This is a genomic window from Pedobacter humicola (assembly GCF_056490705.1).
Genome location: NZ_JBWJIG010000001.1, coordinates 795,345 through 819,087 on the forward strand (window position 1 = coordinate 795,345; position 23,743 = coordinate 819,087).

21 protein-coding genes are annotated in these 23,743 nt (G+C 38.5%); 7 read left to right on the forward strand and 14 right to left on the reverse strand.

The window, feature by feature from the left end:
• The first annotated feature begins 155 nt into the window (after window positions 1–155).
• From AC04Q1_RS03380 to AC04Q1_RS03390, 3 genes are read left to right on the forward strand one after another with little or no spacing between them, the layout of a single operon-like run.
• Window positions 156–653 carry an RNA polymerase sigma factor gene (locus AC04Q1_RS03380; protein ID WP_116250910.1) on the forward strand — a complete coding sequence of 166 codons (498 nt, stop codon included), beginning with the start codon at window positions 156–158 and terminating at the stop codon, window positions 651–653.
• Entirely contained in the window at window positions 640–1,239 is a 600-nt protein-coding gene (locus tag AC04Q1_RS03385) for a hypothetical protein (RefSeq protein WP_478361802.1), read from the forward strand. The genes AC04Q1_RS03380 and AC04Q1_RS03385 overlap by 14 nt, the downstream gene beginning before the upstream one ends.
• 35 nt (window positions 1,240–1,274) lie before the next feature.
• Window positions 1,275–1,841: a DUF922 domain-containing protein gene (locus AC04Q1_RS03390; protein ID WP_478361803.1), complete on the forward strand. Its 567-nt coding sequence runs from the start codon at window positions 1,275–1,277 to the stop codon at window positions 1,839–1,841.
• Here the strand turns inward: AC04Q1_RS03390 and AC04Q1_RS03395 are convergent.
• From AC04Q1_RS03395 to AC04Q1_RS03420, 6 genes are all read right to left on the reverse strand, one after another.
• Entirely contained in the window at window positions 1,830–2,201 is a 372-nt protein-coding gene (locus AC04Q1_RS03395; protein WP_478361804.1) for a diacylglycerol kinase family protein, read from the reverse strand. The genes AC04Q1_RS03390 and AC04Q1_RS03395 overlap by 12 nt on opposite strands.
• Window positions 2,202–2,254: 53 nt before the next feature.
• Window positions 2,255–2,875: a hypothetical protein gene (locus AC04Q1_RS03400; protein ID WP_478361806.1), complete on the reverse strand. Its 621-nt coding sequence runs from the start codon at window positions 2,873–2,875 to the stop codon at window positions 2,255–2,257.
• Between the two features lie 60 nt (window positions 2,876–2,935).
• Window positions 2,936–4,846 (reverse strand): beta-N-acetylhexosaminidase, encoded by a 1,911-nt coding sequence (locus AC04Q1_RS03405; protein ID WP_478361808.1) that lies wholly within the window; start codon window positions 4,844–4,846, stop codon window positions 2,936–2,938.
• A gap of 577 nt (window positions 4,847–5,423) precedes the next feature.
• Window positions 5,424–6,380 (reverse strand): thioredoxin-disulfide reductase, encoded by a 957-nt coding sequence (gene trxB / locus AC04Q1_RS03410; protein WP_478361810.1) that lies wholly within the window; start codon window positions 6,378–6,380, stop codon window positions 5,424–5,426.
• 229 nt (window positions 6,381–6,609) lie between these two features.
• On the reverse strand, window positions 6,610–7,773 hold the full coding sequence (locus tag AC04Q1_RS03415; RefSeq protein ID WP_478361812.1) for a dipeptidase: 1,164 nt from the start codon (window positions 7,771–7,773) through the stop codon (window positions 6,610–6,612).
• A 124-nt stretch (window positions 7,774–7,897) separates the two neighbouring features.
• Window positions 7,898–9,526: an acyl-CoA carboxylase subunit beta gene (locus AC04Q1_RS03420; protein WP_478361814.1), complete on the reverse strand. Its 1,629-nt coding sequence runs from the start codon at window positions 9,524–9,526 to the stop codon at window positions 7,898–7,900.
• 237 nt (window positions 9,527–9,763) lie between these two features.
• On the opposite strand from AC04Q1_RS03420, the gene AC04Q1_RS03425 reads away from it, so the two are divergent.
• Window positions 9,764–10,207 carry a DUF2721 domain-containing protein gene (locus AC04Q1_RS03425; protein WP_478361816.1) on the forward strand — a complete coding sequence of 148 codons (444 nt, stop codon included), beginning with the start codon at window positions 9,764–9,766 and terminating at the stop codon, window positions 10,205–10,207.
• 21 nt (window positions 10,208–10,228) lie between these two features.
• Here the strand turns inward: AC04Q1_RS03425 and AC04Q1_RS03430 are convergent, their stop codons facing one another.
• From AC04Q1_RS03430 to guaB, 5 genes are all read right to left on the reverse strand, one after another.
• Window positions 10,229–10,639 (reverse strand): hypothetical protein, encoded by a 411-nt coding sequence (locus AC04Q1_RS03430; RefSeq protein WP_478361818.1) that lies wholly within the window; start codon window positions 10,637–10,639, stop codon window positions 10,229–10,231.
• Window positions 10,640–10,824: 185 nt separating this feature from the next.
• Entirely contained in the window at window positions 10,825–11,289 is a 465-nt protein-coding gene (locus AC04Q1_RS03435) for a MaoC family dehydratase (protein WP_478361820.1), read from the reverse strand.
• A 100-nt stretch (window positions 11,290–11,389) separates the two neighbouring features.
• Window positions 11,390–11,983 carry an LOG family protein gene (locus AC04Q1_RS03440; protein WP_478361821.1) on the reverse strand — a complete coding sequence of 198 codons (594 nt, stop codon included), beginning with the start codon at window positions 11,981–11,983 and terminating at the stop codon, window positions 11,390–11,392.
• 171 nt (window positions 11,984–12,154) lie between these two features.
• Entirely contained in the window at window positions 12,155–14,734 is a 2,580-nt protein-coding gene (locus tag AC04Q1_RS03445) for a TonB-dependent receptor (RefSeq protein ID WP_478361823.1), read from the reverse strand.
• A gap of 409 nt (window positions 14,735–15,143) precedes the next feature.
• On the reverse strand, window positions 15,144–16,613 hold the full coding sequence (gene guaB / locus AC04Q1_RS03450; protein ID WP_478361826.1) for an IMP dehydrogenase: 1,470 nt from the start codon (window positions 16,611–16,613) through the stop codon (window positions 15,144–15,146).
• Window positions 16,614–16,917: 304 nt separating this feature from the next.
• On the opposite strand from guaB, the gene ppnP reads away from it, so the two are divergent.
• On the forward strand, window positions 16,918–17,199 hold the full coding sequence (gene ppnP / locus AC04Q1_RS03455; protein ID WP_478361828.1) for a pyrimidine/purine nucleoside phosphorylase: 282 nt from the start codon (window positions 16,918–16,920) through the stop codon (window positions 17,197–17,199).
• Between the two features lie 135 nt (window positions 17,200–17,334).
• On the opposite strand, the gene AC04Q1_RS03460 is transcribed toward ppnP, so the two are convergent.
• A complete protein-coding gene (locus AC04Q1_RS03460; RefSeq protein WP_478361830.1) occupies window positions 17,335–18,606 on the reverse strand; it encodes a M16 family metallopeptidase in 1,272 nt (423 codons plus the stop codon).
• A complete protein-coding gene (locus tag AC04Q1_RS03465) occupies window positions 18,599–19,843 on the reverse strand; it encodes a M16 family metallopeptidase (protein ID WP_478361831.1) in 1,245 nt (414 codons plus the stop codon). Before AC04Q1_RS03465 ends, AC04Q1_RS03460 begins: the two co-directional genes overlap by 8 nt.
• A gap of 237 nt (window positions 19,844–20,080) precedes the next feature.
• Between AC04Q1_RS03465 and AC04Q1_RS03470 the strand changes: the two genes are divergently transcribed.
• Complete coding sequence (locus AC04Q1_RS03470) at window positions 20,081–21,205, forward strand: CofH family radical SAM protein (RefSeq protein ID WP_055905235.1); 1,125 nt, start codon at window positions 20,081–20,083, stop codon at window positions 21,203–21,205.
• 205 nt (window positions 21,206–21,410) lie between these two features.
• Window positions 21,411–22,565 carry a hypothetical protein gene (locus AC04Q1_RS03475; RefSeq protein ID WP_478361833.1) on the forward strand — a complete coding sequence of 385 codons (1,155 nt, stop codon included), beginning with the start codon at window positions 21,411–21,413 and terminating at the stop codon, window positions 22,563–22,565.
• Between the two features lie 283 nt (window positions 22,566–22,848).
• On the opposite strand, the gene AC04Q1_RS03480 is transcribed toward AC04Q1_RS03475, so the two are convergent.
• Window positions 22,849–23,727, reverse strand: coding sequence for a ferritin-like domain-containing protein (locus tag AC04Q1_RS03480; RefSeq protein WP_478361835.1), 879 nt, complete (start codon window positions 23,725–23,727; stop codon window positions 22,849–22,851).
• Window positions 23,728–23,743: the final 16 nt, after the last annotated feature.

Below are 23,743 nucleotides of genomic sequence, written 5' to 3' on the forward strand. Positions count from 1 at the left end.
AAAAAGTTTGTGCTACTCTTAATTTGGTAAAACTACGATATTTACGGCGTGTAACAAATTTTGATCACGGCTGGCATCAAAAAATATATTATTTTTGATTTCTGGTGTAACAAAAAATGTCCACCAACATCTAAAACGCAACTATAAACCCCTAAATGGAACAAAAAGACAAGTTATTTAAAGAGATCTTCGATTCAAATTCCAAAAAGATATTCCATTTATGTTATGGTTATACTGGTGATACCGATGCAGCCAACGATCTTTTACAGGAAACTTTCTTAAAGGTTTGGCAAAATCTGGATAAGTTTAGGAACAAATCGCTAATTTCTACATGGATTTACAGGATCGCGGTAAACACCTGTTTAACCTACCTCCGATCGGAAAAGCGACAGGCTAAAGATGAATTGACTGATAACATTATAGAAAATAAAATAGAGGAATTTTCAGAGAAAAACGAGCAGGTTGCCCTACTTTATCAATGTATATCCAAACTTGAAGAAAATGACCGTTTAATAATTACAATGGTATTAGATGAATTACCATACCATGAAATTGCCGATATCTCTGGGATAAGCGAAGGCAATTTAAGGGTAAAAATCCACCGAATTAAACAAAAATTAACAGAATTATACAGCCAGTATGCAAGCGTTTGATCAAATACAGGAGTTGTGGCAAAACCATGAGGTAGAAGTTAAGGTTTCTGCTGATGAAATGCTGCAACAAGCGAAGAAAGAAGTAAATGGATTGAAGCTGAAATCTGCTTTGAACATTTTAGGGATGTTGGTATCCTTTATTGCCATTGCCGCATTGTGGATATTTTTTCACTTTGAATCGTGGACTACTCATGTAGGGATCAGCATCACCATTATCGCCATCGGCGTATATACTTTAATCCTTTACCGTGATTACAGGCTGATTTCGAAAACTGATTTTACAGCCCATCCTCACGAATATTTAAATAATTTAAAAACCTATCAGTTAAACCGCTTTAAACTATACAATTCTTTATATTGGTTTTACATGATCGCCCTGTCACTGGGTCTTATATTTTATTTTGTAGAAATTCTGGCCCACTTTAGCACCGTTCAAAAAGTATTGGCCGTGGGCTTAACTGTATTATGGATGTTATTCTGTTCAACCATTTTGAGAAAGGCGGTAATGAGCAGGGAAAAAGAACGTATAGCCTTATTGATCGAAAAATTCGAACGCATCAGCGGACAGATTTCGACTCCGGAGTAATTTAGGCACGGTTTTTTCATTGTAAAAACCGACACATGAAAAAATTGATTTTACCCTTATTATTTTTGCTGGCATTGCCATGTACTTTTGCTTTTAAACAGGATTTTTCACAACCGGTTCAGCTGGATTGGGATATACATTTTAAAGGCAATCCGGATATGCGCTCACCATTTTTTGCCTTAACGGCCATGACATGGAAATATAGCTATGAAAGTACCGTTTACCGCAACCGAGTGGCTATTAAACTTAAAAATGAGGTTACAATAGATAAGGCCAGATCGTGGGTAAAGTTCGATAAAATTAAAGACCCCGAAATCAGGGCAAGCCTTTTACACCACGAACAGGGTCATGCCGATATCCAGTATGTTTTGCTTTTGGAGGCCGAAAGGGTATTAAAAAACAGAAATTATGCGGTAAGCAATTATAAAGCGCAAATTTCTGAACTCGCGAATCAGATCAGCTCTTTTTTTGACACCATGCAACGTAATTATGATGATGAAACCGAACATGGAAGCAATCATAAAATGCAGGCCCGCTGGGACGATATTATCCAGGAAAAGATTGAAGAATCGAGGGCGGCAATGGCCGAATTACAAAAATAGTTTTGGAATAAAAATAATCAAACCAACTGCTACCGCCAAAAATGCGGCCACCAATACCGCAGCAGCGGCCAGATCTTTTACCACCTTAATTTTTGGATGATAACCTGGTGAAACCACATCAGCAAGTTTTTCGATAGCGGAATTTAAGATTTCGGCAACAAAAACAGCCGAAATAACCGACAAAACAGCAATCCACTCCAAACCAGAGATTTTTAAATAACAAGACAGACCAATCGCAACGATTGCCGCGAACAGATGAACCCTCCCATTATGATCATGAATAAAAAAGAGCTTTAAACCATTAAATGCATATTTAAAGCTCCTGATCCGATCGACAATTGAGAATTTTTCGTTGTTCATAGTTTTAATTGTCCGCATTTGGCCACACACTTAACTCTCCACACCTTTAGGCTTTAACTTTTAGCTTTATTTCCATCAGCCTTCACTTCGCTTGTCGAAAAACTATTTCCGCTTAGTTTATATTGCAATGTTTTGTTAATCGTTTTAGTACTATCAGCCGGGTCTTTTACAGGAAAAGAACGGAACAGATCGCCATTTTTAATAAAAAAATTATCGTTCCCCAAATAACCTTTTTTCTGGCTTGAGTTTAATGAAGGGAAACTGATTTTGTTAAAATCGCCACCAGCATATTCGAAAACATTAAGATCTGAAACAGTCTTTTTGCTTAGCAATTGGATATACAACTCCGGATTTCCATCATTGTCCAAATCCATATTCCAGGCATCTATGATAATGCCTTTACGGTCTACCGCAGCGGATCTGTAATTGTTACGGATAGAATCAGACATTAAAATCTGATACCCGCCAATAGAGTCGACACCCTTACCCCAGCTTAAGATTTCGAAATTTAATCCTGGTTTTACTTCTATGTCCTTATAAAAACGAAAAGGATTCTTTTGAACTTTTGTGGTTTCTGTCTTAATTTCTTGGGGTTTTTCTTCTGTGCATGCAAAACAAAACAGCATCCCTGTGATTAACAGGAGATGCTGTTTTGTATATTTCTGTAGTTTCATTCTATTTAGGACGTTTTGGTTGCCCCAAATTAAGTATTTTAGCCAATCAAAGCAACAATTTTATTTCTTTGCTTCTGTTTTAACTTCGGGTGCGCCATTGTTTAAAATAGTTTCCGTAGTAACACTTCTTCTACCGCTTGGTGCAATAACGATTGTTTTTAACACTCTTTTTTCTCCCTGCGGAACAGTTATTTTAATCGGCGCAGTGTATAAAAATGCATTTTCTGAAGGACGTGCCAAATCTATCGTGTAATAAATCTTTCCTCCTCTAACCGGTACTTTTAAGTCGATGGTAAAATCACCACCGGTTAAAGGTTTATCGCTTTGTCCAATCGGTGTTGGTACCCAATAATTAATATCCATTTTATCTAAACGTGCCAAATGTACTGGTAAACGCTGTTCGGCAAAGTTTTTCAAATCTTTGCGTTCAACCGGCGACCATGCAATTTCGGCCAATGCCAGTAAACGTGGGAAAGCATGATTTTCTGCTTTAGCAGTTGTTTTAATATACTCCGTCCACATATTGGCCTGAACGCCTTTGATATATTTTCTTTCATCCGCCGTTAATACCTTCGGTATCGGATCGTAGGCATAAATCTTTTGGTATGGCGCAAATCCGCCAATGGTTACCGGTTCGTCAGGAGAATTGGATTGTTTATGGTCGATATACAAACCCATCGATCCCGGGGTCATAATTACATCGTGTTTTTGTTGCGCAGCGGCAATCCCGCCATCTTCGCCCCGCCAGCTCATTACGGTTGCATTTGGTGCTAAACCACCCTCCAAAATCTCATCCCAACCAATAATAGAGCGTCCTTTTCCATTTACGTGTTTTTCAATCGTTTGGATAAAATAACTCTGTAATTCGTGCTCATCTTTCAAACCTTTTTCTTTCATGAGGTTCTGGCAGAAAGTAGATTCCTTCCAATAGGTTTTAGGTGCTTCATCACCACCAATATGGATGTATTTTGAAGGAAAAATAGCAATCACCTCATCCAGCACATTTTCTAAGAAAGTAAAAGTATTTTCCGAAGGCACAAAAATATCATCAAATACGCCCCAGGTTTGTTGTACCTGTTTGCCTTTTCTGCTACCTGCCCATGGTGTTTTATCGCTAACAAAGGTATCGCGATCAGGAAAACAGCTTAATTCAGGATAAGCAGCGATTGCCGCAGAAGCATGACCTGGCAATTCAATTTCCGGAATTACCGTAATGTATTTCGAAGCAGCGTATCTCACAATCTCTTTGGCTTCCTCCTGTGTGTAATATCCTTTAACTGGCGTAAGATAATTGCCATTTCCCGGGTAATTGCCAATAATACTGCCATTACGCGAAGAGCCGATCTCGACCAGTTTTGGATATTTTTTAATCTCAATTCTCCAGCCCTGATCATCAGTTAAATGCCAGTGAAAGGTATTGATCTTATAATAAGCCAGCTGATCGATATATTTTTTGATGAAAGAGATCGGGAAGAAATGACGACATACGTCCAACATCGTTCCACGATAAGCAAAACGTGGATAATCGTTAATATTAACTGCAGGAACAGTGATTTTATCGGCAACTTTATCAGGCAGCATCTGCATGAGCGATTGTACGGCATAAAAAAGCCCTGCTCCTTTTCCCGTTAAAACAATTTGATTAGGGCTGACTTTAATAGTGTAACCCTCGGCAGGCAATTGATCTGCTCCAACAGATGTTAAAACAACCGCTTTTTGATTAGGTTGCGTATTTTTGGTTTCTCTTAGGGCAAAACCTGCCTTGGTAACGATAAAAGCGTTTAATAAATCAGTCATCTTTGCGCCGTCGATGCTCTGGTTTACTAAAACTGTAGTCTTATCTAAAATAAAGTTTCCGTTGGCCCTGGTAATGGCAACAGGTGCAGGTATGATGCCCAGATTGGGATCACTCTGCGCAAATGCACTCGTGCTGATTAATACTCCAATAAAAATCGATAATGCTTTGTTCATGTTTGTGTTGTGGTTTTTATAGATTTATTTGATTATTTGAACCAAGATAGAGATTATGGGAAGATTCCAAATCTCACATTCTTGTTACAATCTAGATCAACCGTTTGACTGCACAGTGTAATGCAGATAAATTTAAACATTAAATATCAATACGTTTTTGCTATGCGTTGATAATATTAACAAGAGAAACTTTATTCTTTTTTCTTGGAAATTAGGTACAGCAGTGTTTGGGTTACGATAGCCCCGCTCCCGCTTCAGCCAATTGAAGAAATTGGCATCCCGCTTCGATCGGGTTTAAGTGGCACGGCCTGTTAAACTATTTTAGGATTGCAAAGTGCCGAAGGGCAAATTATGAACTATCAGTTTAGCCCTCAATAGTAGCAGAAACCTCAGTGTATAAACCTGATCCGATAGCTATCAGATGGAGCGGTAGCTCCCGATTGAAAAGAGGGACTACAAGTGGAAAGCAGGACTAACATTTAAAAGAAATACTGCAGCTGCTTTCCAAAAAAATATCATTCACAAAAAAAGAGAAACCGTTGCTGATTTCTCCTTCTAAAATTATATTAAAATATGCTTACGCCACTACTGGATGCTCTTTAGCAGCTAAGTATCTTTCTGCATCAAGCGCAGCCATACAGCCAGAACCTGCAGCAGTTACCGCTTGTCTGTAGTACATATCCTGCACATCACCACAGGCAAAAACACCTTCGATGTTGGTTAAAGTAGAACCTGGTTTAGTCGCTAAATAACCGGTTTCATCCATATCTAACTGACCTTTAAAAATATCGGTGTTCGGCTTATGACCAATAGCGACAAAGAAACCTTCCACGGCGATATCAGATTCAACACCTGTTTTATTGTTCAATACTTTAACAGCAATTACATTCTTACCGTTACCTAAAATTTCCTGAGTTTCGGTATTGTAATGTACCACGATGTTTGGCGTTGCTAACACACGGCTAACCATTGCTTTAGAAGCTCTAAACTCATCTCTACGCACCAATAAATGAACGGTTTTACAAAGTTTTGCTAAATAAGTTGCTTCTTCAGCAGCGGTATCTCCGGCACCTACAATGGCAACATCCTGTCCCTTAAAGAAGAAACCATCGCACACCGCACAAGCCGAAACACCAAAACCATTGTATTGCTGCTCACTTGGTAAACCTAGCCATTTAGCTGTAGCGCCCGTTGCAATAATTACGGTATCGGCGGTAATGGTTTTAATTTCGTCGACCACCACTTTATGTGGCGTTGAAGAAAAATCAACCGAACTTACATACCCAAAACGGATGTCGGTACCAAAACGCTCTGCCTGCTTGCGGAAATCTTCCATCATTTCTGGCCCCATGATTCCTTGTGGGTACCCTGGAAAATTTTCTACATCTGTAGTTTGCGTAAGCTGTCCACCGGCTTGCATACCAGTATACATAATTGGTTTTAAATCAGCCCTTGCAGCATAAATTGCCGCAGTATAACCTGCCGGACCTGAACCGATAATTAAACACTGAACGTGTTCGTTTTCTTGTGACATTATATTGTGTGTTTGAAATTCATTAATTGTAATACAAATTTAATGCTTTAAACAATTGTTAACAAGTGTACATTGTCAACATAGTTTACTTATTAACAGTCGGACGATAAGCGGCCGTGTTAGGCATTAAATCGTTGTACACACCGCAAGCCCAAAACGCTCCTTATTTGTAGTGCCCGATGTTTCCATCTTACTGCCCAACATTTTTAGTTGTGCTTCCTTGACAAAACTACTTTCCTTTATTCTTCCTGATCAACTGAATTACATTACCTCCAAGAATTTTCTTAATATCGCTTTCTGAGTAACCGTTTTTAACCAGTTCGGCGGTAATTTTAGGATAATCAGCTACACTGTTCATCCCTAAAGGGAAAGATTCTGCCCCATCAAAATCTGCGCCTAAACCAACATGATCAATACCAATTAATTTTACAATGTGATTGATGTGTTTAATCACTAGCGCAATCGGTGGGCGTATGGTTTCTGCCTCTGTCTGATGATTGAAGATTAAAGTATCAATTGCATTATTTCTACCGTATTTGGCCGTGAGTATTTTAAGTTCGTTATCATATTTCTCAAAGAAAGCTTTTTGTTTGGTATTAAAAGTAGAGTCTAAAAAACCGCTATAGAAATTAATGCAGATCACTCCCCCGTTTCTACCAACCGCCTTAATCTGATCGTCTTTTAAATTTCGTGGAACCGGATTTAAAGTATAGGCACAACTATGTGAAACAATTACGGGTTTTTTAGCAATTTTGATTGCTTCGTAAAAGGTTTTTTCGCCTACATGGGATAAATCCACCATTACACCAAGCTTATTCAAACGTTTAACCACCTCTTTTCCAAAATCGTTTAATCCTGCATTTCCGGGCTTCACTTTACCTGAAGTTTCTTCGGCAGCGGAACTTGCCCATGGCGTACTGTTGTTCCAGGTTAGCGTGAGGTAGGCCATTCCACGCTTTTCGAGGCTATCAATATAATCTAAATGGCTTTCGATCATATGGCCACCCTCTACGCCAATCATTGCGGCCAGTTTTTGTTGGTTAATACTTATTTCTAAATCTCTAGCTGTTGTAACCAATTGGATCCGGTCAGGATATCTTTTGATCAAACTACACAGTGAATCGATTTCCCGGTTCGCAAAAGCATACCCACCGGTTTCATCACACCATATGGAGAAAAACTGAACATCCAAACCACCTTGTTTAGCCCTTACCAAATCGAAATTACCTTTGGGCTGAAGCTGACCAATATCGATACCCGATTTAATCTGATTGAATAAAATATCGCCATGCGTATCAATTACAATAGCATTTTGATGAATTTTATTAGGATCTTGAGCATAAAGATTGATCTGCAAAAGTATAAGGGCAAGAAAAAGACAATAATTTCTCATGCTCTATATATAATATTAATTGTTCTTGTAATCTTTCCACAAGGTTCAAAACTTGATATAATCGGGGGCTAAGGTTGTTAAAAATGGCAGCTGCCAGATAGTCACATCTTCGAGCATATGATACCTAAGTTTGTATAATCCCAACATTAAATTTTTTCGTGATTGGCGACTGATTGGCAGCCTCAATGCCCATCGAAATCACCTTCCTCGTTTCCAGTGGGTCGATAATTCCATCTACCCAAAGGCGGGATGCGGCATAGTATGGCGTGGTTTGGCTATCATATTTATCGGTGATTTCTTTTAAAAGTTCAGCTTCTTTGTCTGGTGTAATCACCTCCCCTTTTGCTTTTAGCGAGGCTTCCTGAATCTGCAATAAAGTTTTAGCTGCCTGCGAACCACCCATTACAGCAATTTTTGCAGTTGGCCAGGCATAAATCAATCTTGGATCGTAAGCCTTGCCACACATGGCATAATTACCAGCGCCGTACGAATTACCCAATACAATGGTAAATTTGGGCACAACAGAATTGGCTACGGCATTCACCATTTTGGCCCCATCTTTAATAATGCCGCCCTGTTCCGACCGGCTGCCCACCATAAAACCGGTAACATCCTGTAAAAACACCAATGGGATTTTCTTCTGGTTACAGTTCATGATAAAACGGCTCGCTTTATCAGCACTATCCGAATAAATTACCCCACCAAACTGCATCTCCCCTTTTTTTGATTTCACCACTTTACGCTGATTGGCTACAATACCAACGGCCCAACCGTCAATGCGGCCCAAGCCACAAACAATGCTCTGTCCGTAGCCTTTTTTGTATTCTTCAAATTCGGATCCATCAATCAAACGGTTAATGATATCCATGATTTCGTAAGGTTTGTCGCGGTTCTCTGGGAGGATGCCGTACAATTCTTCCTCCTTTTCTTTAGGTTTAGCTGGTTTAATCCGATCAAAACCTGCATTTTGAGGCGCACCCAACATACTCATGATGTTTTTAATGCTATCTAAGCATGCCTGATCGTTGGGATGTTTATAATCGGTAACACCAGAAATTTCGCAATGTGTGGTTGCACCGCCTAAAGTTTCATTGTCGACTTCTTCACCGATAGCCGATTTCACCAGATAAGATCCCGCTAAAAACACAGAGCCTGTTTTATCTACAATCATGGCCTCATCGCTCATAATGGGTAAATAGGCCCCGCCAGCCACACAAGCCCCCATAATAGCCGAAATCTGTACAATTCCTTCCGACGACATGATGGCGTTATTGCGGAACATCCTGCCAAAGTGTTCTTTATCTGGGAAAATTTCATCCTGCATCGGTAAATATACGCCTGCACTATCTACCAGGTAAATGACCGGCAAACGGTTTTCCATGGCAATTTCCTGTGCACGAAGGTTTTTCTTCGCTGTCATTGGAAACCAGGCACCTGCTTTTACAGTAGCATCATTAGCCACAATCATACATTGCCTTCCGCTTACATAACCAATGCCGCAAACTACTCCTGCTGATGGACAGCCACCCTGTGCTGCATACATACCTTCAGCAGTGAAAGCGCCTACTTCCAAAAAATCAGAATCCTTATCGATCAGGTATGCAATCCGCTCGCGGGCCAAAAGTTTTCCTTTTTCTTTTTGTTTGGCAGCGTTTTTTTCGCCACCGCCTAAATATATTTTTTTGAGTCTGGTTTTCAGTTCGTATACCAACTGTTTGTTCACATCCTCGTTTTTATTGAATTCGATATTCATGGAGGCAATTTAAATTTAATTTTAGAAAAACAGTATTGACCAAAACGGTTTCTGGTCTACCATTAGTTTAACCGCAAAGTGCACAAAGTTTTTTAACCACAAAGCACACAAAGAAAAACAACTAAAAAACACGGTTATGCCTTGATTATATTAAATTTCTTTGTAGAAACTCAGCGTCCTTTGCGGTTAATATTAGAGATGTCCGTTTAAAATGATATTTTTGATTAAATCCTAAAAATGGAACTCACCATCAATATTCCCGCGCTATTATTTCCGGCTATTAGTTTAATTATGCTGGCCTATACCAACCGTTTTCTGGCTTTAGCAAGTTTAGTGCGAAGCTTAAAGTCGAAATATGAGGATGGAGATAAAAATTCAGCCCTACATAAACAGATTGAAAATTTACGGTACAGGTTAAGATTAATTAAAAATATGCAGGCTTTTGGAGTACTCAGCTTTGCGAGCTGTCTTTTTTGTATGTTTTTTATTTATTTGGAGTGGAATACCGCTGCCGAAATCCTTTTTGCATTGAGTTTAATATTTTTCATGATCTCCCTTGTGATCTCGTTGATTGAAATCCAGATCAGTACCAAGGCGTTAGAGCTTGAACTGAGTAGCCTGGAGGAACTCGAAAATCCATCCGTCGTAAGTAGGTTAAAAAAGAAATTTGATAAGGATTGATTATAGAAAGATCCACAAAGGCTAATTTTGGTAAACTATACCATTGATTTTCAATTTTTTAAAGTTATCTACCCAGCCTTTTCCCTTAATATATTTTACCTGTGAAGAATTTCCTTTTAAATTCGGGTGATAAACCGGATCAAAAGAAAAGGTCATGATAGAATCCGACTTTTGAACTACGGTTACTTCGTTATCATTTTCATCCTTTTCTCCGGTAGTAAAAAACTTATCGCCCATTTTCGCATTAAAATCGGCCCTTACATAAGTTTTTAAAGAATCATCCGGATAACTCTCCACTAATTTATTCTGCTCATCTATCCTGAGATAAAACGTACTGCTTGCGTCGCCACCAATCAAAGAATAAAACTTATAAAAAAGTTTCTTATTGATCCTAACAGTATCCTGGATTTCGGTATAAGACTGAGCGTTCATGAACCATAAATTACCAATATGCATGGGTAAAAATGAATTAGCCCCATCATTTTGTACCTTTTTCCTTAGGCAGGATAGCACGAACAGACTCACTAAAATAAAACTTAGAAATTTTAAGGCTTTTATCATGAGCGCATAGCTTTCTTATTTAAACGTTAAAAATCAACAATGCGCTACCTCGTAAATCATGAATTCACAAAATGATACAAGAAAACCACTTCTCCGCTGAACGCAGGCTTTTTCTGATCTTCAATTTCCATTTCGATAGCCATATTTACTTTGGTTACGCCACGAAGATTAATAATGGAGGCCAGTTTAGCTTTTAACCTCACTTTGCTGTTTACGGTAACTGCCTGGGCGAACCTCAAACTTTCGATCCCATAATTGATTTCCATTTTTAGCTTTTGGATATCAACGATTTCTTTCCATAAATAAGGAATTAACGAAAGTGTTAAATAGCCATGTGCAATAGTTGCCTTGAAAGGACCTTCGTTTTGTGCACGTTCTTCATCAACATGAATCCACTGATGGTCTAATGTGGCATCAGCAAACTTATTAATCTGTTCCTGTGTAATGGTGTGCCATGAAGAAACGCCTAATTCCTTGCCAAGGTATTGTTCAAATTCTGCGTGGGAGGTAATGATTTGCATTGTGATATATATTTGAGCACCAGGCATTTTGCGTCTGGCGAATTAATAATTATTATTTAAACTCGATACTTGCTATGTACTACTTAATATTTGCTAATTTCTAACTCAGATTCCGCTCTCTAAACCAAACTTCATCAGGAACTGCAGAAAAATCATCCATTTTGCTGATCAGCGTTTCGGGATTTGATTCATTAAAGACCAGATCACGATTGGCCGGTTTTAAGAATTTACTTTGTACCATCATGTCCATTTGGGCAAATAAAGGGTCGTAAAAACCATTTACATTTAATACACCGATAGGTTTAGTGTGTAAACCGAGCTGTAACCAGGTAAGCACTTCAAAAAATTCTTCCAGCGTACCAAAACCACCAGGTAGAATCACAAAACCATCACTAAGGTCAGCCATTCTCTGTTTTCTTTGGTGCATATTCTCTGTTACGATCATTTCGGTTAAACCCTTATGCCCTACTTCCTTATCCATTAAAAACTGAGGAATTACTCCTGTAACCAAACCACCCAACTCCAATACATCATTAGCCAGTACGCCCATCACTCCTACACTGCCACCTCCGTAAACCAATCTGATCTGTTGTTCTACCAGCGTTTCTGCCAATTGTTTAATTGCATTGCGCAACACAACATCTCCATTAAAGTTTGATCCGCAATATACACAAACCGAATTAAGCTTATTCATCCCGTTAAAAATTTACCGAAGTTAAGACTTTATCGGCTTTCTATAAATTTTAATTCTGCACAAAGCTGTTATAGGTCTGTCTAACAAACCTTTTAGGTTTTGCTGGGCATATAAAACAAAAAAGGAGCAGCATTACACCACTCCCTTTTAAATAATATGATTTAAACGATTTTAGAAAGCATAGCGAATTGTTGCGCCATAAGTTCTTGGATCGCCAAGTACACCTGCATATAAACCTGAGTTACCGGCTGCAGCCTGTAATTGTTCATAGTAGTTTTTATTGGCGATGTTCCTGCTCCAAACAAATAAGGAGAACTTATCCGATTTGAATCCCAATCTTGCATTAAATAAAGCATACCCTTTCACATTTAATACGCTCGATGGTGTAGGGTTTGAAGAGTATTCTGATCGGTAACTGGCATCACCTGCAATAAAATACCTGCCTTCTTTAGTAGCCAGGTTGCCTGCAGTACTCAATTCAGCACCACCCGAAATATTCCATTTAGATACCCCCGGTAATCTACCGCCCGAAGCATCTTTAAATGCTACCTGTGTAGCTACGCCATTTACCAGTTCGGTATGGCCGGTTTCTTCTAATGGAAGCGGTGCATTGGTAAATTTAACATATTTGCCATCAAGATAAGCTAAAGCCGCATTTAAAGTTAAGAATCTTTCCAGTTGATAAGTTCCATCAATTTCCAATCCTTTTACCCTCACTTTTTCGGCATTGGCCAAATAGCCCCGGTTTACCCCCAATTGTGGCGACTGCACATTGGTTTGGTAATCTTTAATATCCGTATTAAATGCACTGATATTTACAATGGCACCCTTAAACGGTTTCGTTTTAGCTCCTAACTCATAATGTTGAACATATTCTGGTTTTACCACAGCTACCGATAAATCGGCTTCTCCGGTAGAAGTTGTTGGTAAACCACCTACGTTAACACCAACCGGTTTATAAGCAGTTGAGAAGGTTCCGTAAACATTCAAATTATGTGTAGGACGGTAAGACACCGTAAAGTTTCCTGATAAATTGTTGTTATCCACCTTGGTTGTAAACTGTTGATTTGCATATACAGCGGCTTTAAGTGCCAATAATGCAGCATCAGTAGTTTGTAAACCGCCATAGGTTACCCTGTCATAATCAACATCTTTTTTATCATAAGTATACCTTAAACCTGGTAAAACGTGCAAATTCTTTAAAACTTCCCAGTCTACCTGTGCAAAAATAGCTGCACTTAGGGATTTGATAGTTGAATTGGTTTTAATACCAAAGCCATCCAATAAACCCGGGGTTGAGTATAAAGCCTGACTACCCGTATTACTGGTTTGTACAAATCTCCATTGATCTTTACCTACTTCTTCTGTTTGTGCCAAACCTTTTAAATTCTGACCCAAGAAATATACACCAATTACACCACTTAGCTTATCACTAAGATTACCTGCGTATCTTACTTCCTGTGAGTATTGATCGTGACGAGAAGTACCCTGCGATTTTGTTAAAGCTGCTAATTCCGAGAAATCCCGGTCATTTGTAGGATCCCAGTTCCAGAATCTCCATGCCGTAGTAGAAGTAAGCGTTCCATTACCGATTTTATAATCAACATTTAAGGATATACCACCGATCGACTGATTATGTCTCCAGGGGGTGTTGGTATTGATCTCTCTTGAAAAAGGATCGATTTTTGGTTGCTGATAGCCCAAATCAGAAACAATCTTCGCATACTGGCGGTACGCACTTCTTTCAGTTGTGGCTACACCGGCAATTACCAATGGATAGCCTGCCGGATGTTGAATGCTCACATCGCCGCTTAACAATACCTGTAATTTTTCTGAAGGGGTATAATACAACTGGCCTTTAAAGCCAAGGTTATTTTGTCCGCTATATTTACGTTCTTCCCTGGTATTCCAGATGGTACCATCGCGTTGGGTGCCTGAAATCGAAATTTTTGCAGCAAGATCTTTCGCCAGGGCACCAGAGACAGATGTTTTAGCCTGGATAAAGTTATAATTACCAACACTCATTTCTACCTTTGCACTTGGCGTTAAAGTTGGTTTGCTGGTGGTAATGTTGAATGCACCTGCTGTAGTGTTTTTACCAAACAAAGTACCCTGCGGACCACGTAAAATTTCGATCTGTTCGATATCAAGAAAATCAGTTGAGGTTGCAGCCGGACGTGCATGATACACACCATCTACATAAAAACCTACACCAGGATCGATACCATCATTGGTTAATCCAAAAGTTGAACCTAAACCCCTGATGTTAAGAGTTGTGTTTCTCGCATTGGAAGCATATAACTGAACAGATGGTACCAATTCTTTTAAACGGTTAACATTAAATGCACCAGCATTTTCTGCCGCACGCCCACCGATTACAGTAATTGGAATGGGCACATCCTGTAAAACCTCCGAACGTCTGCGTGAGGTGACCACGATTTCATCTAAAAGGGCGCTTTCTACCAAAACCAGTTCGATCGGTGTATCCTGATATCTTAAAATCTGAAAATCCTGTGGTTTATAACCTACCGAACTTACCTGGAGGTAAAATGGTGGCTCCTGTTTTGCATCAATTTTAAAAGCACCGTTGTCATCGGCACTTACGGTAATATTAGTCCCTCTAACTTTTATGGTTGCACGGGGTACCGGTTCGCCGCCAGATTTTTTTATAATACCAGTTATTGGATTTTGGGCAATGGCAAAACTTGCCGAAAGTAAAAATGAAAAGAGAATGAGTAAACTTTTGTTCATGATTGGTTATATAGTTTGTTTAAATGTTGTTGATTAATCGCGTTCGAAAATATTCGATTACTGTTTTAGAATGGCTACAACAACAATACGAGCGTGATTTTTGACTTATTTTCATAATTATTATATAAATCCTATAGATTTAGTCGACAAATATATTAAAAAATTTTAGCTGCCAAATTTTATTTTGTGATTTTTATATTTTATTAAGTCTGAGACTTCGCAGATTTTACATAAACCCCGCAGGTTTTAAAAACAAAACGGGGCTATCGTAAAACGATGCCCCGTTGTAATTACTGCTAAATCCCTTAAATGGGCCTTTAGATACTATGCTTAGTTTTCTTTAAAGATTTTGAGTTATTAAAACCCTCCTAATCAGATTATTAAATCCATAAATCTATACCCTTCACCTTTATCTGGTGTAATTTGGTGCTTCTTTAGTTATCGTAATGTCGTGTGGATGGCTCTCGCGCATACCAGCTGCCGTAATCTGTACAAACTGTGCTTCTTGCAATGCTTCAATATTTGCTGCTCCACAATAGCCCATACTTGCACGTAAACCTCCGATGTACTGATACATCACCTCAGCCAAAGTACCTTTAAAAGGTACACGACCAACAATACCTTCTGGTACCAGTTTTTTAATATCGTCTTCCACATCCTGGAAATAACGGTCTTTAGAACCTTGCTCCATGGCTTCAATTGAACCCATTCCACGGTAAGATTTAAATTTACGTCCTTCGTAGATAATGGTTTCACCAGGTGATTCTTCAACTCCTGCAAATAACGAACCAGCCATTACCGTGCTTGCTCCAGAGGCAATTGCTTTGGCAATATCTCCCGTGTGTTTAATACCACCATCGGCAATAACAGGTACTCCGGTACCTTTTAAAGCTTTGGCACATTCATAAACTGCATATAATTGAGGAACACCAACACCGGCAATAATTCTGGTAGTACAGATCGAACCTGGGCCAATACCAACTTTAACGGCATCAGCACCTGCATCTGCCAGGAATTTTGCAGCAGCACCTGTTGCTATATTTCCAACGATAACCTGTAAATCAGGATATTTTGCTTTAACTTCTTTTAATTTATCAACCACACCTTTGGTATGACCATGGGCAGTATCAATGGTGATAACATCAACACCGGCATGAACCAAGGCATCAACTCTTTCCAGCGTATCGGCAGTTACACCAACCGCAGCACCTACACGTAAACGGCCACGTTCATCTTTACATGCAGCAGGATAATTTTTAACTTTCGAAATATCTTTAAAAGTAATTAAACCACTTAAGTAACCATCTTTGCTTACTACAGGAAGTTTCTCGATTTTATGGTTTTGAAGAATTTCTTCAGCCTGAACCAAAGTTGTGCCTTCCGGAGCGGTGATTAGATTTTCTTTGGTCATAACCTCAGAAATTGGTCTTTTCATGTCCTTTTGGAAACGTAAATCCCTATTGGTGATAATACCAACCAATTTATTATCACTGCTTACAACCGGAATTCCGCCAATTTTATGCTCCTTCATAATTTTGAAAGCATCAGCTACAACAGCAGTCTCCAATAAAGTAACCGGATCCTGGATCATACCGCTTTCAGAACGCTTCACCTTGCGTACCTCAGCAGCTTGTCTGTCGATAGTCATGTTTTTATGTAACATACCAATTCCGCCATTTTGCGCAATGGCAATGGCAAGTTCTGCTTCTGTTACCGTATCCATTGCGGCGGAAATCAATGGAACATTAAGTTTGATTTTTTTTGTTAAAAAAGTGGATGTATTTACTTCACGGGGCAGAATTTCTGAATATGCTGGTACTAATAGTACATCGTCATATGTTAAACCTGTGGCAATAAACTTTGTGGAATCGAGTTGCATAGCAAATAAATTAGGATTTATTATTTGCCAGGCAAAGATACGAAAAGTGAGCGAAAATAAAAGCATAGTGATAAAAATGCTTAAATATTAAGCTTGGCTGACAATCTTTGTTAGTATAATAAACGGAGAAGGATTACAAACAAAACTATAGCATGAGATGCTCAGTTAATTTCTGAATCTTTGACAAAAACTCAGGAATGTTTTTTATCATTGCAACAATGCTAAGAACCTATTCTAAAAGACAAACTGTTTTTGTAGAGATATCCTTCAGGCAGCCGTTTTAGCAAAAACCTTATAAAAGAATATGATCACTGAAAACCAATATTTTGATGGCAACGTTAAATCGTTAGGATATGAAACCGCTGAAGGAAAATCGACCATTGGCATTATCAATCCGGGAGAATATACCTTTGGTACCGCTCAAAAAGAAATTATGCATGTGATTGAGGGTGAATTAGTCGCTCTTTTGCCTGATGATGCAGAATGGCAAAACATTATAGCTGGCAAAAGTTTCGAAGTACCTGCAAATTCATCATTCAAAGTAAAAGCAAATGTTCAAACGGCATATCTTTGCCAATACCGGTAAATTACTATAAAAAGTCGTCATCTCGACTGAAACGCAGTGGAATGGAGAGATCTATCTTGACAAATTTCTCGACTTCGCTGCACCCGAGCTATCGGGTCCGCTCGAAATGACGGCCTCTTGAGGGTTTATTTATCCTTATTTCTTCCCAATCACCACTTCGGTAAAGCCCTCGGTATTGAGGTATTTATTGGCTAAGGCCAATAACTCCTCTGCAGTAATGCTTTTCACTTTCGCTATATACTTTGTATAATAATCGTAATCCAGACCGGCAAAATAAATGTTTTTGAATTTATCGGCATGTGAGAACACATTTTCCAAACTGCCCAACATCGACCCTAACATATAGTTTCGAACCAGATTCAGTTCCTCTTCCCCTATCGGTTCACTTTTCAGCAGCTCTATTTCTTTATAGATCTCTGTTAAAGCAGCCGAACAAACATCAGCGCCCACTTCTGTAGCGATAAAAAGATAACCAGCTTGCTGTAATGAAGAAATCCCGGAACCGATTCCGTAAGTATAGCCTTTATCTTCCCGAATGTTGTTCATCAAACGTGAGCCAAAGTATCCACCTAAAACGGTATTTAAAATCTGAAGCCCTGAAAAGTCCTCATGCTTGCGGTTAATCGCCAGCTGACCGATACGAATGGCTGATTGCAGTGCATCAGGTTTTTCTGTATAAACAAACTGTTTTGCTGTGCTTGTAAAATTGAAACTGTTCTTTACTGCATTGCTTTTTTCCCACTTCTGTCCGAAGGTACCGTTGAGCAGGTTAAAGCTGGCATCATCAAACTTGCCTGAAACAATTATCGTACAATTATTTGGTGCGTATGCGGCTTTAAAATAATCAAGCAGATCTTCGCGTTTCAGGGCATCGTAATGTTCGGCTTTTATATTTACACCATAAGCGGTATCGCCAAATAAAGCATGTGCAAATTCCTTTCTCGAAAGAATATCGTTCTTTTTCAGGTTAACCTGCAGTTTTTGCTTCTGGTTCTGAATGTAAATGTCAAGTTCATGCTGTGGAAACTGGCTTTCGGATAAAACATCCTTTACAATCGGCAGCACCGAATGTAAGTGTTTATTTAAAGTATACAGCGTAACCGACGATTGATCTTGAGTGTATTCTGTTTGAAAGAACGCACCATAAAAATCAATTTGCTCGGCTATTTCTTTTGAGGTTAATTTATTTGTTCCATTGTTGATCAATGCACTCACCGCAATGGCCTGCAATGGTTTTTCGAGTTTCCAGTTTACGTTTTCAAAAATAAATTCGATACGTACCAGATCCTGTTCTCCAGAATAGATGGTAAAAACGGGAACACCGTTGTCCAATACTTTTTTTTCAGGATGGATAAAATTTATAGTTGATACCTGCTTAAAATCAGGTGCCTGTTGTCTGTTAAGCATTTTCTTCGGTTAAATAATACAAAGTTGATGATGAATTTGGATTGAAAGTTTTGTTAGAAATCCTTTTAATATCTTCGGCCTTTACTTTTAAAAATTCTTCTGTTTCCTGGTTGAGTAAAGCGGCATCCCCCAAAAGCTCATAGTAAGCGAGGTTCATCGCTTTATCCAACAAACTCATTTCCGAAAACACCAGTACCGATTCTACTTTGTTTTTTACTTTGGTTAATTCGGCATCAGCAACCAGTTCGGTCTTTAATTTATCCAGTTCTGCCCAAATTGCTTTTTCTGCAGCCTCGGTTGTTACCCCTTCTACTAATTTTCCTTCAACAATAAACAAACCGGGGTCTAAACTGCTCGAAATATAGGCATTGATATCGCTAAACAGTTTTTGCTCCTTCAACAAACTATTATATAAACGGGAAGATTGGCCGCGCGATAAAATATCAGATAATAAATCAAAGGCATAATAATCCTGATTTAATCGCCCCGGCATTTTAAAAGCCATATAAATCGCATTTAAAGGTACTTTTGCTTTTACGGTTTCCTGTCGGGCTTCGGTTTGTGGTTCTTCCTGAATCAAATCACGGTTGTATTTATCACCAGCTGGAATAGGTTCAAACCATTTTTCGGCAAGTTTTTTCACATCTTCGGTTTTCACATTCCCACCCACTACTAAAATTGCATTTTGTGGCGTATAATGTTTTTTGAAAAATGCTTTAACATCATCCATCGTTGCATTTTCGATATGCGAAAGTTCTTTTCCGATGGTTGCCCAACGGTAAGAGTGCTTTTTATAGGCCAATGGACGCAATTTTAACCACACATCACCATAAGGCTGGTTAAGATAGCGCTGTTTAAACTCTTCACTTACTACATTTCTTTGTGTGTCTAAACTCTTTTCAGAAAAAGCCAGGCTCAACATACGATCACTTTCCAGCCAAAATGCGGTTTCTATATTTTCAGCAGGCAGCGTGATGTAGTAATTGGTAATATCATTGCTCGTAAAAGCATTATTCTCCCCTCCCACACGCTGCAAGGGTTCGTCATAATTGGGGATGTTTACCGATCCGCCGAACATTAAATGTTCAAATAAATGCGCAAAACCGGTTTTTTCAGGATCCTCATCACGGGCACCCACATCATATAAAATATTTAAAACTGCCATTGGAGTTGTTGCATCTTCATGCACCAAAACTTTTAAGCCATTGGCCAGTGTAAAACGATTAAAATCTACCATATCTATTTTTAGAACCGTAAAGATATTATTTTAAGGCAAACTGAAAGATGGAAAATGATAGAGAATGTAAAATGGCAAATGATGGACAATGTAAGATGTAAATTGATACGTGAGATGGAATATGGATAATGGCAATTTTGCACGCCAGCCGCTTTCCGCTCAACAACCTATACATTTTTTTACAAACCTCAAACCTTACACCTTCAACCTTCCAGCCCTTTTCCTTATCTTTGTATTATGAATACAGCCGATTTACTGCAACGGGCATTACATTTTGATTTTTTAAGCCTCGAAGAAGGTGTACATTTATACCATCATGCTGATACGGCATCTTTGATGTTTGTGGCGAATGAGCTAAGAAAAATTCAGGTGCCCAGTGGTAAAGTAACCTGGCAGATCGACCGCAATGTAAACACCACAAACGTTTGTATCGCCAACTGTAAATTTTGCAACTTTTTCCGTAGGCCTGGCCACGACGAAAGTTATATCACAGATATCGAAACCTATAAGGTAAAAATTGAAGAAACTTTTCGTTTAGGTGGAGACCAATTGTTATTACAAGGTGGGCACCACCCGGATTTGGGTTTATCTTTTTATGCTGATCTTTTCAAAAAACTAAAAGAATTATATCCAGATTTAAAACTGCACGCTTTAGGTCCGCCTGAAATTGCACACGTTGCAAAACTCGAAGGTATGACGCATACTGAGGTATTAAAAGCTTTAAAGGAAGCAGGAATGGACTCGTTACCGGGTGCCGGTGCCGAAATTTTAAACGACCGTGTGAGGCGTTTAATCTCGAAGGGAAAATGCGGCGGACAGGAATGGCTGGATGTAATGCGTGCCTGCCACCAATTGGATATTACCACATCCGCAACGATGATGTTTGGCCATGTTGAAACTATCGAAGAACGTTTTGAGCACTTGGTATGGATCCGTCAGGTACAGAGCGAAAAACCTGCTGATGCAAACGGATTTTTGGCCTTTATTCCATGGCCTTTCCAGGATGACGGCACTTTATTAAAAAGACTTCGCGGCATTAGCAACAACGTAACTGCTGATGAATATATCCGCATGATTGCCTTGAGCCGTATTATGTTGCCAAATATTAAAAACATCCAGGCCAGTTGGTTAACTGTTGGTAAAGCAACCGCACAGCTTTGTCTGCATGCAGGTGCAAACGATTTTGGATCGATCATGATTGAGGAAAATGTGGTGTCAGCAGCAGGTGCACCACACCGTTTTACCGCAAATGGTATCCAGCAATCGATCAAAGCTGCTGGTTTTGAACCTCAGTTACGAGGACAAAAATACAACTATAGGGATTTACCTGAACATTTAGAAGAACAGGTGATAACATATTAAAAGATATTATCATAAATTAGATTGCCCCTAGAGCTTAACTTCTATGGGGCATTTTTTTTTAAAGAAACTGAATTTTATATATTTTCCACATCAACAACAAAAAACAACAACTACAAGTTGTAAAATATAATAATACACAAAAAACTAGTATTATAACTATATAATTTGTAATAATTATACTACTTTCATAGTAAAATAAAATACTATGAAAAATAAACTCTATTTAATTCTAATTACATTTGCAGTAGCTACCTACTCATGTAAAAAGCAAAACGCAATTAGTGAAAAGGTTGAACGATCCGAAGTAACTTTAGAAAAAGATCATTTGGCATTTAAAGATTATTCAACTTTTATAGCTTATTATAAAGCTGTGAGTGGAATGAATAAAAGTCAAAGACGATTATGGGAAAAGTCACTTAACTTCACCTCCCAGCAAACTATTTATGAAAAATTTAACGAAGAGCTGAATGAACTTGAAAAGGAATCAAAGGAAAATTATTTTAAAGGCTTTTCAGAACTCCAGGAAAAATATGATGGTCCACTTATATTTACAGAGAATAGTTACAGATTAAATAGTTCGGGTATAATTGAAGCCAAGCTTATAAATAAAGATGGATTTGTTAAAGTAGGCAACGACTACTTATACTTCAGAGAGAAGGGCATGAAAACATTTAAGGTGGATACTTATGAAAAAGCTCAACGACTTAGTAAATCAGAATTGGCTTCAACTGAACTCGATCCATTAGTTGCTCAAGCCCCTTCGCATAACAGCTTTTATCCAGCGATAGGAGGCTGGAATATTATTTATAAAGATCGAGGAAGGCTTCTTTTTAGAGTAAAATTATACAATTTACACTCAGATGCTTTGGGATATCAAAGCTTTGCCTCACTTGAAGGAATGGCAGAACATAAAAACGTTTTCGGCACATATCGAGGTGTCAATATGTCCCCTGGATTTACTCCAGAAACCGGTTTCACACCCTATTTAGGCATATCATATAATAACTTAACAAATGATCTATTTGATATACTTGACCATCCAGTAGATATGAACATCAATTTTTTTGATGGACTCTCAAATATAGAACATTTCGATAGGGTGATGTGTATATCTAAAGGTCTTGAGAGTAATCCTCAAGTTGCACTATCAATCGTTAATAATTCTGGAAGTGAGTTTTCCCATTATGCTATTGAATCACAGTATACAAACAGAAATGACGTTTATTGGAAAAGTATTGATAACCGTTATGTTCAATTTTCTGTATTGGGTCAACCAGGAACTTTCCCATTTGGTAGTCCTGCTGTTTTTTATGAACCTTTCACTTTAGACTGCAAAAACGGTAGTGAAATATTTCAATAACCATTACCAACCGATATCGACTAAATAATAAAGTAGTTTAAAAAACTATCCCAATATTTGATATACTCAATACTGCAATTTTCATATAGAAAATTGCAGTATTGAGTATACATTATCTAAAAATAAATTTAATCTTATTGAATGTTAGTATCAATCAATACATCATGTAAGAAAATTCATTTTCATAAAGTCATATAACCAATAAAGGGAAGTAAAACCTAAGTTCTACCTCCCTACCTTAAACTAAACATTACCTAATCAATAATGTAAATATTTTGTTAAACTATGAAAGCTTTTTACCATCTCTTAAGAATAAGTTGGCAATGGTAATTACACTGGCTTTATCTAAAGGCTCGTCAAAACACTCTACTGCTGCTGCTTTGCTTATACCTGAATTACCACCAATACCTACAATGTTTGCACCTGCCTGTACAGTTAAATCTTCTCCTGCATAAACTGCGTCAACAGCCGCTACTCCCGAATCATTTGCTTGTCCGGACGCGCCAAGACTAACCCATGGTTTGTAAAAAGCCGAACCATTTGCCGCTGCGGTACGCATTTGACGGATATGCGATGCGTGGCGTGCTTCTACTGAGTGGATTTGTAAAGCAGTTTGCAATATGCCTGGATTACCTAATAAGTTTCCTGCCTGGCCTTTATACGCTCTAACTCCTGTATCTTCAAAACCTTGTGCTACTGCTAAAAAAGTGGCATAATCATCATATACGGCAGAAAATGTTCCCCCTGCCCTAAAATCTGTATCTGCATAGGCAATAGGTGTACGGGCAGAACTTCCCAAAGCGCCTATTAATAAGTCAACGTGTGCTTTTTCATGGTCGCGAATGGTAGTAATTGCAGTCTTTGCTGCTGCAGTTGGGTAAGTAAAAGTTACATCAGTACCTAGTAAGGCATGGTTATAAAAATGATATTCAAGATATTCTAACGATAAGGCAAAGTTTAATACACCTACAACTGCTGCCGGCAAAGTAGTTTGTCCGTAAGCCTTTTGAAATACTGAACCCAAAGCGAGCGGCATAGCGGCTAAAGAGATTTTTTTACCCATGTTGAAAAAGCTTTTCATAGCAGCTCTTCTCGGATTTAATCTTTCATAGATTTCACCGTCAACTTTTTCAATTTCTTCTAATATATTTACGATATTCATGATTTTCTGATTTTAA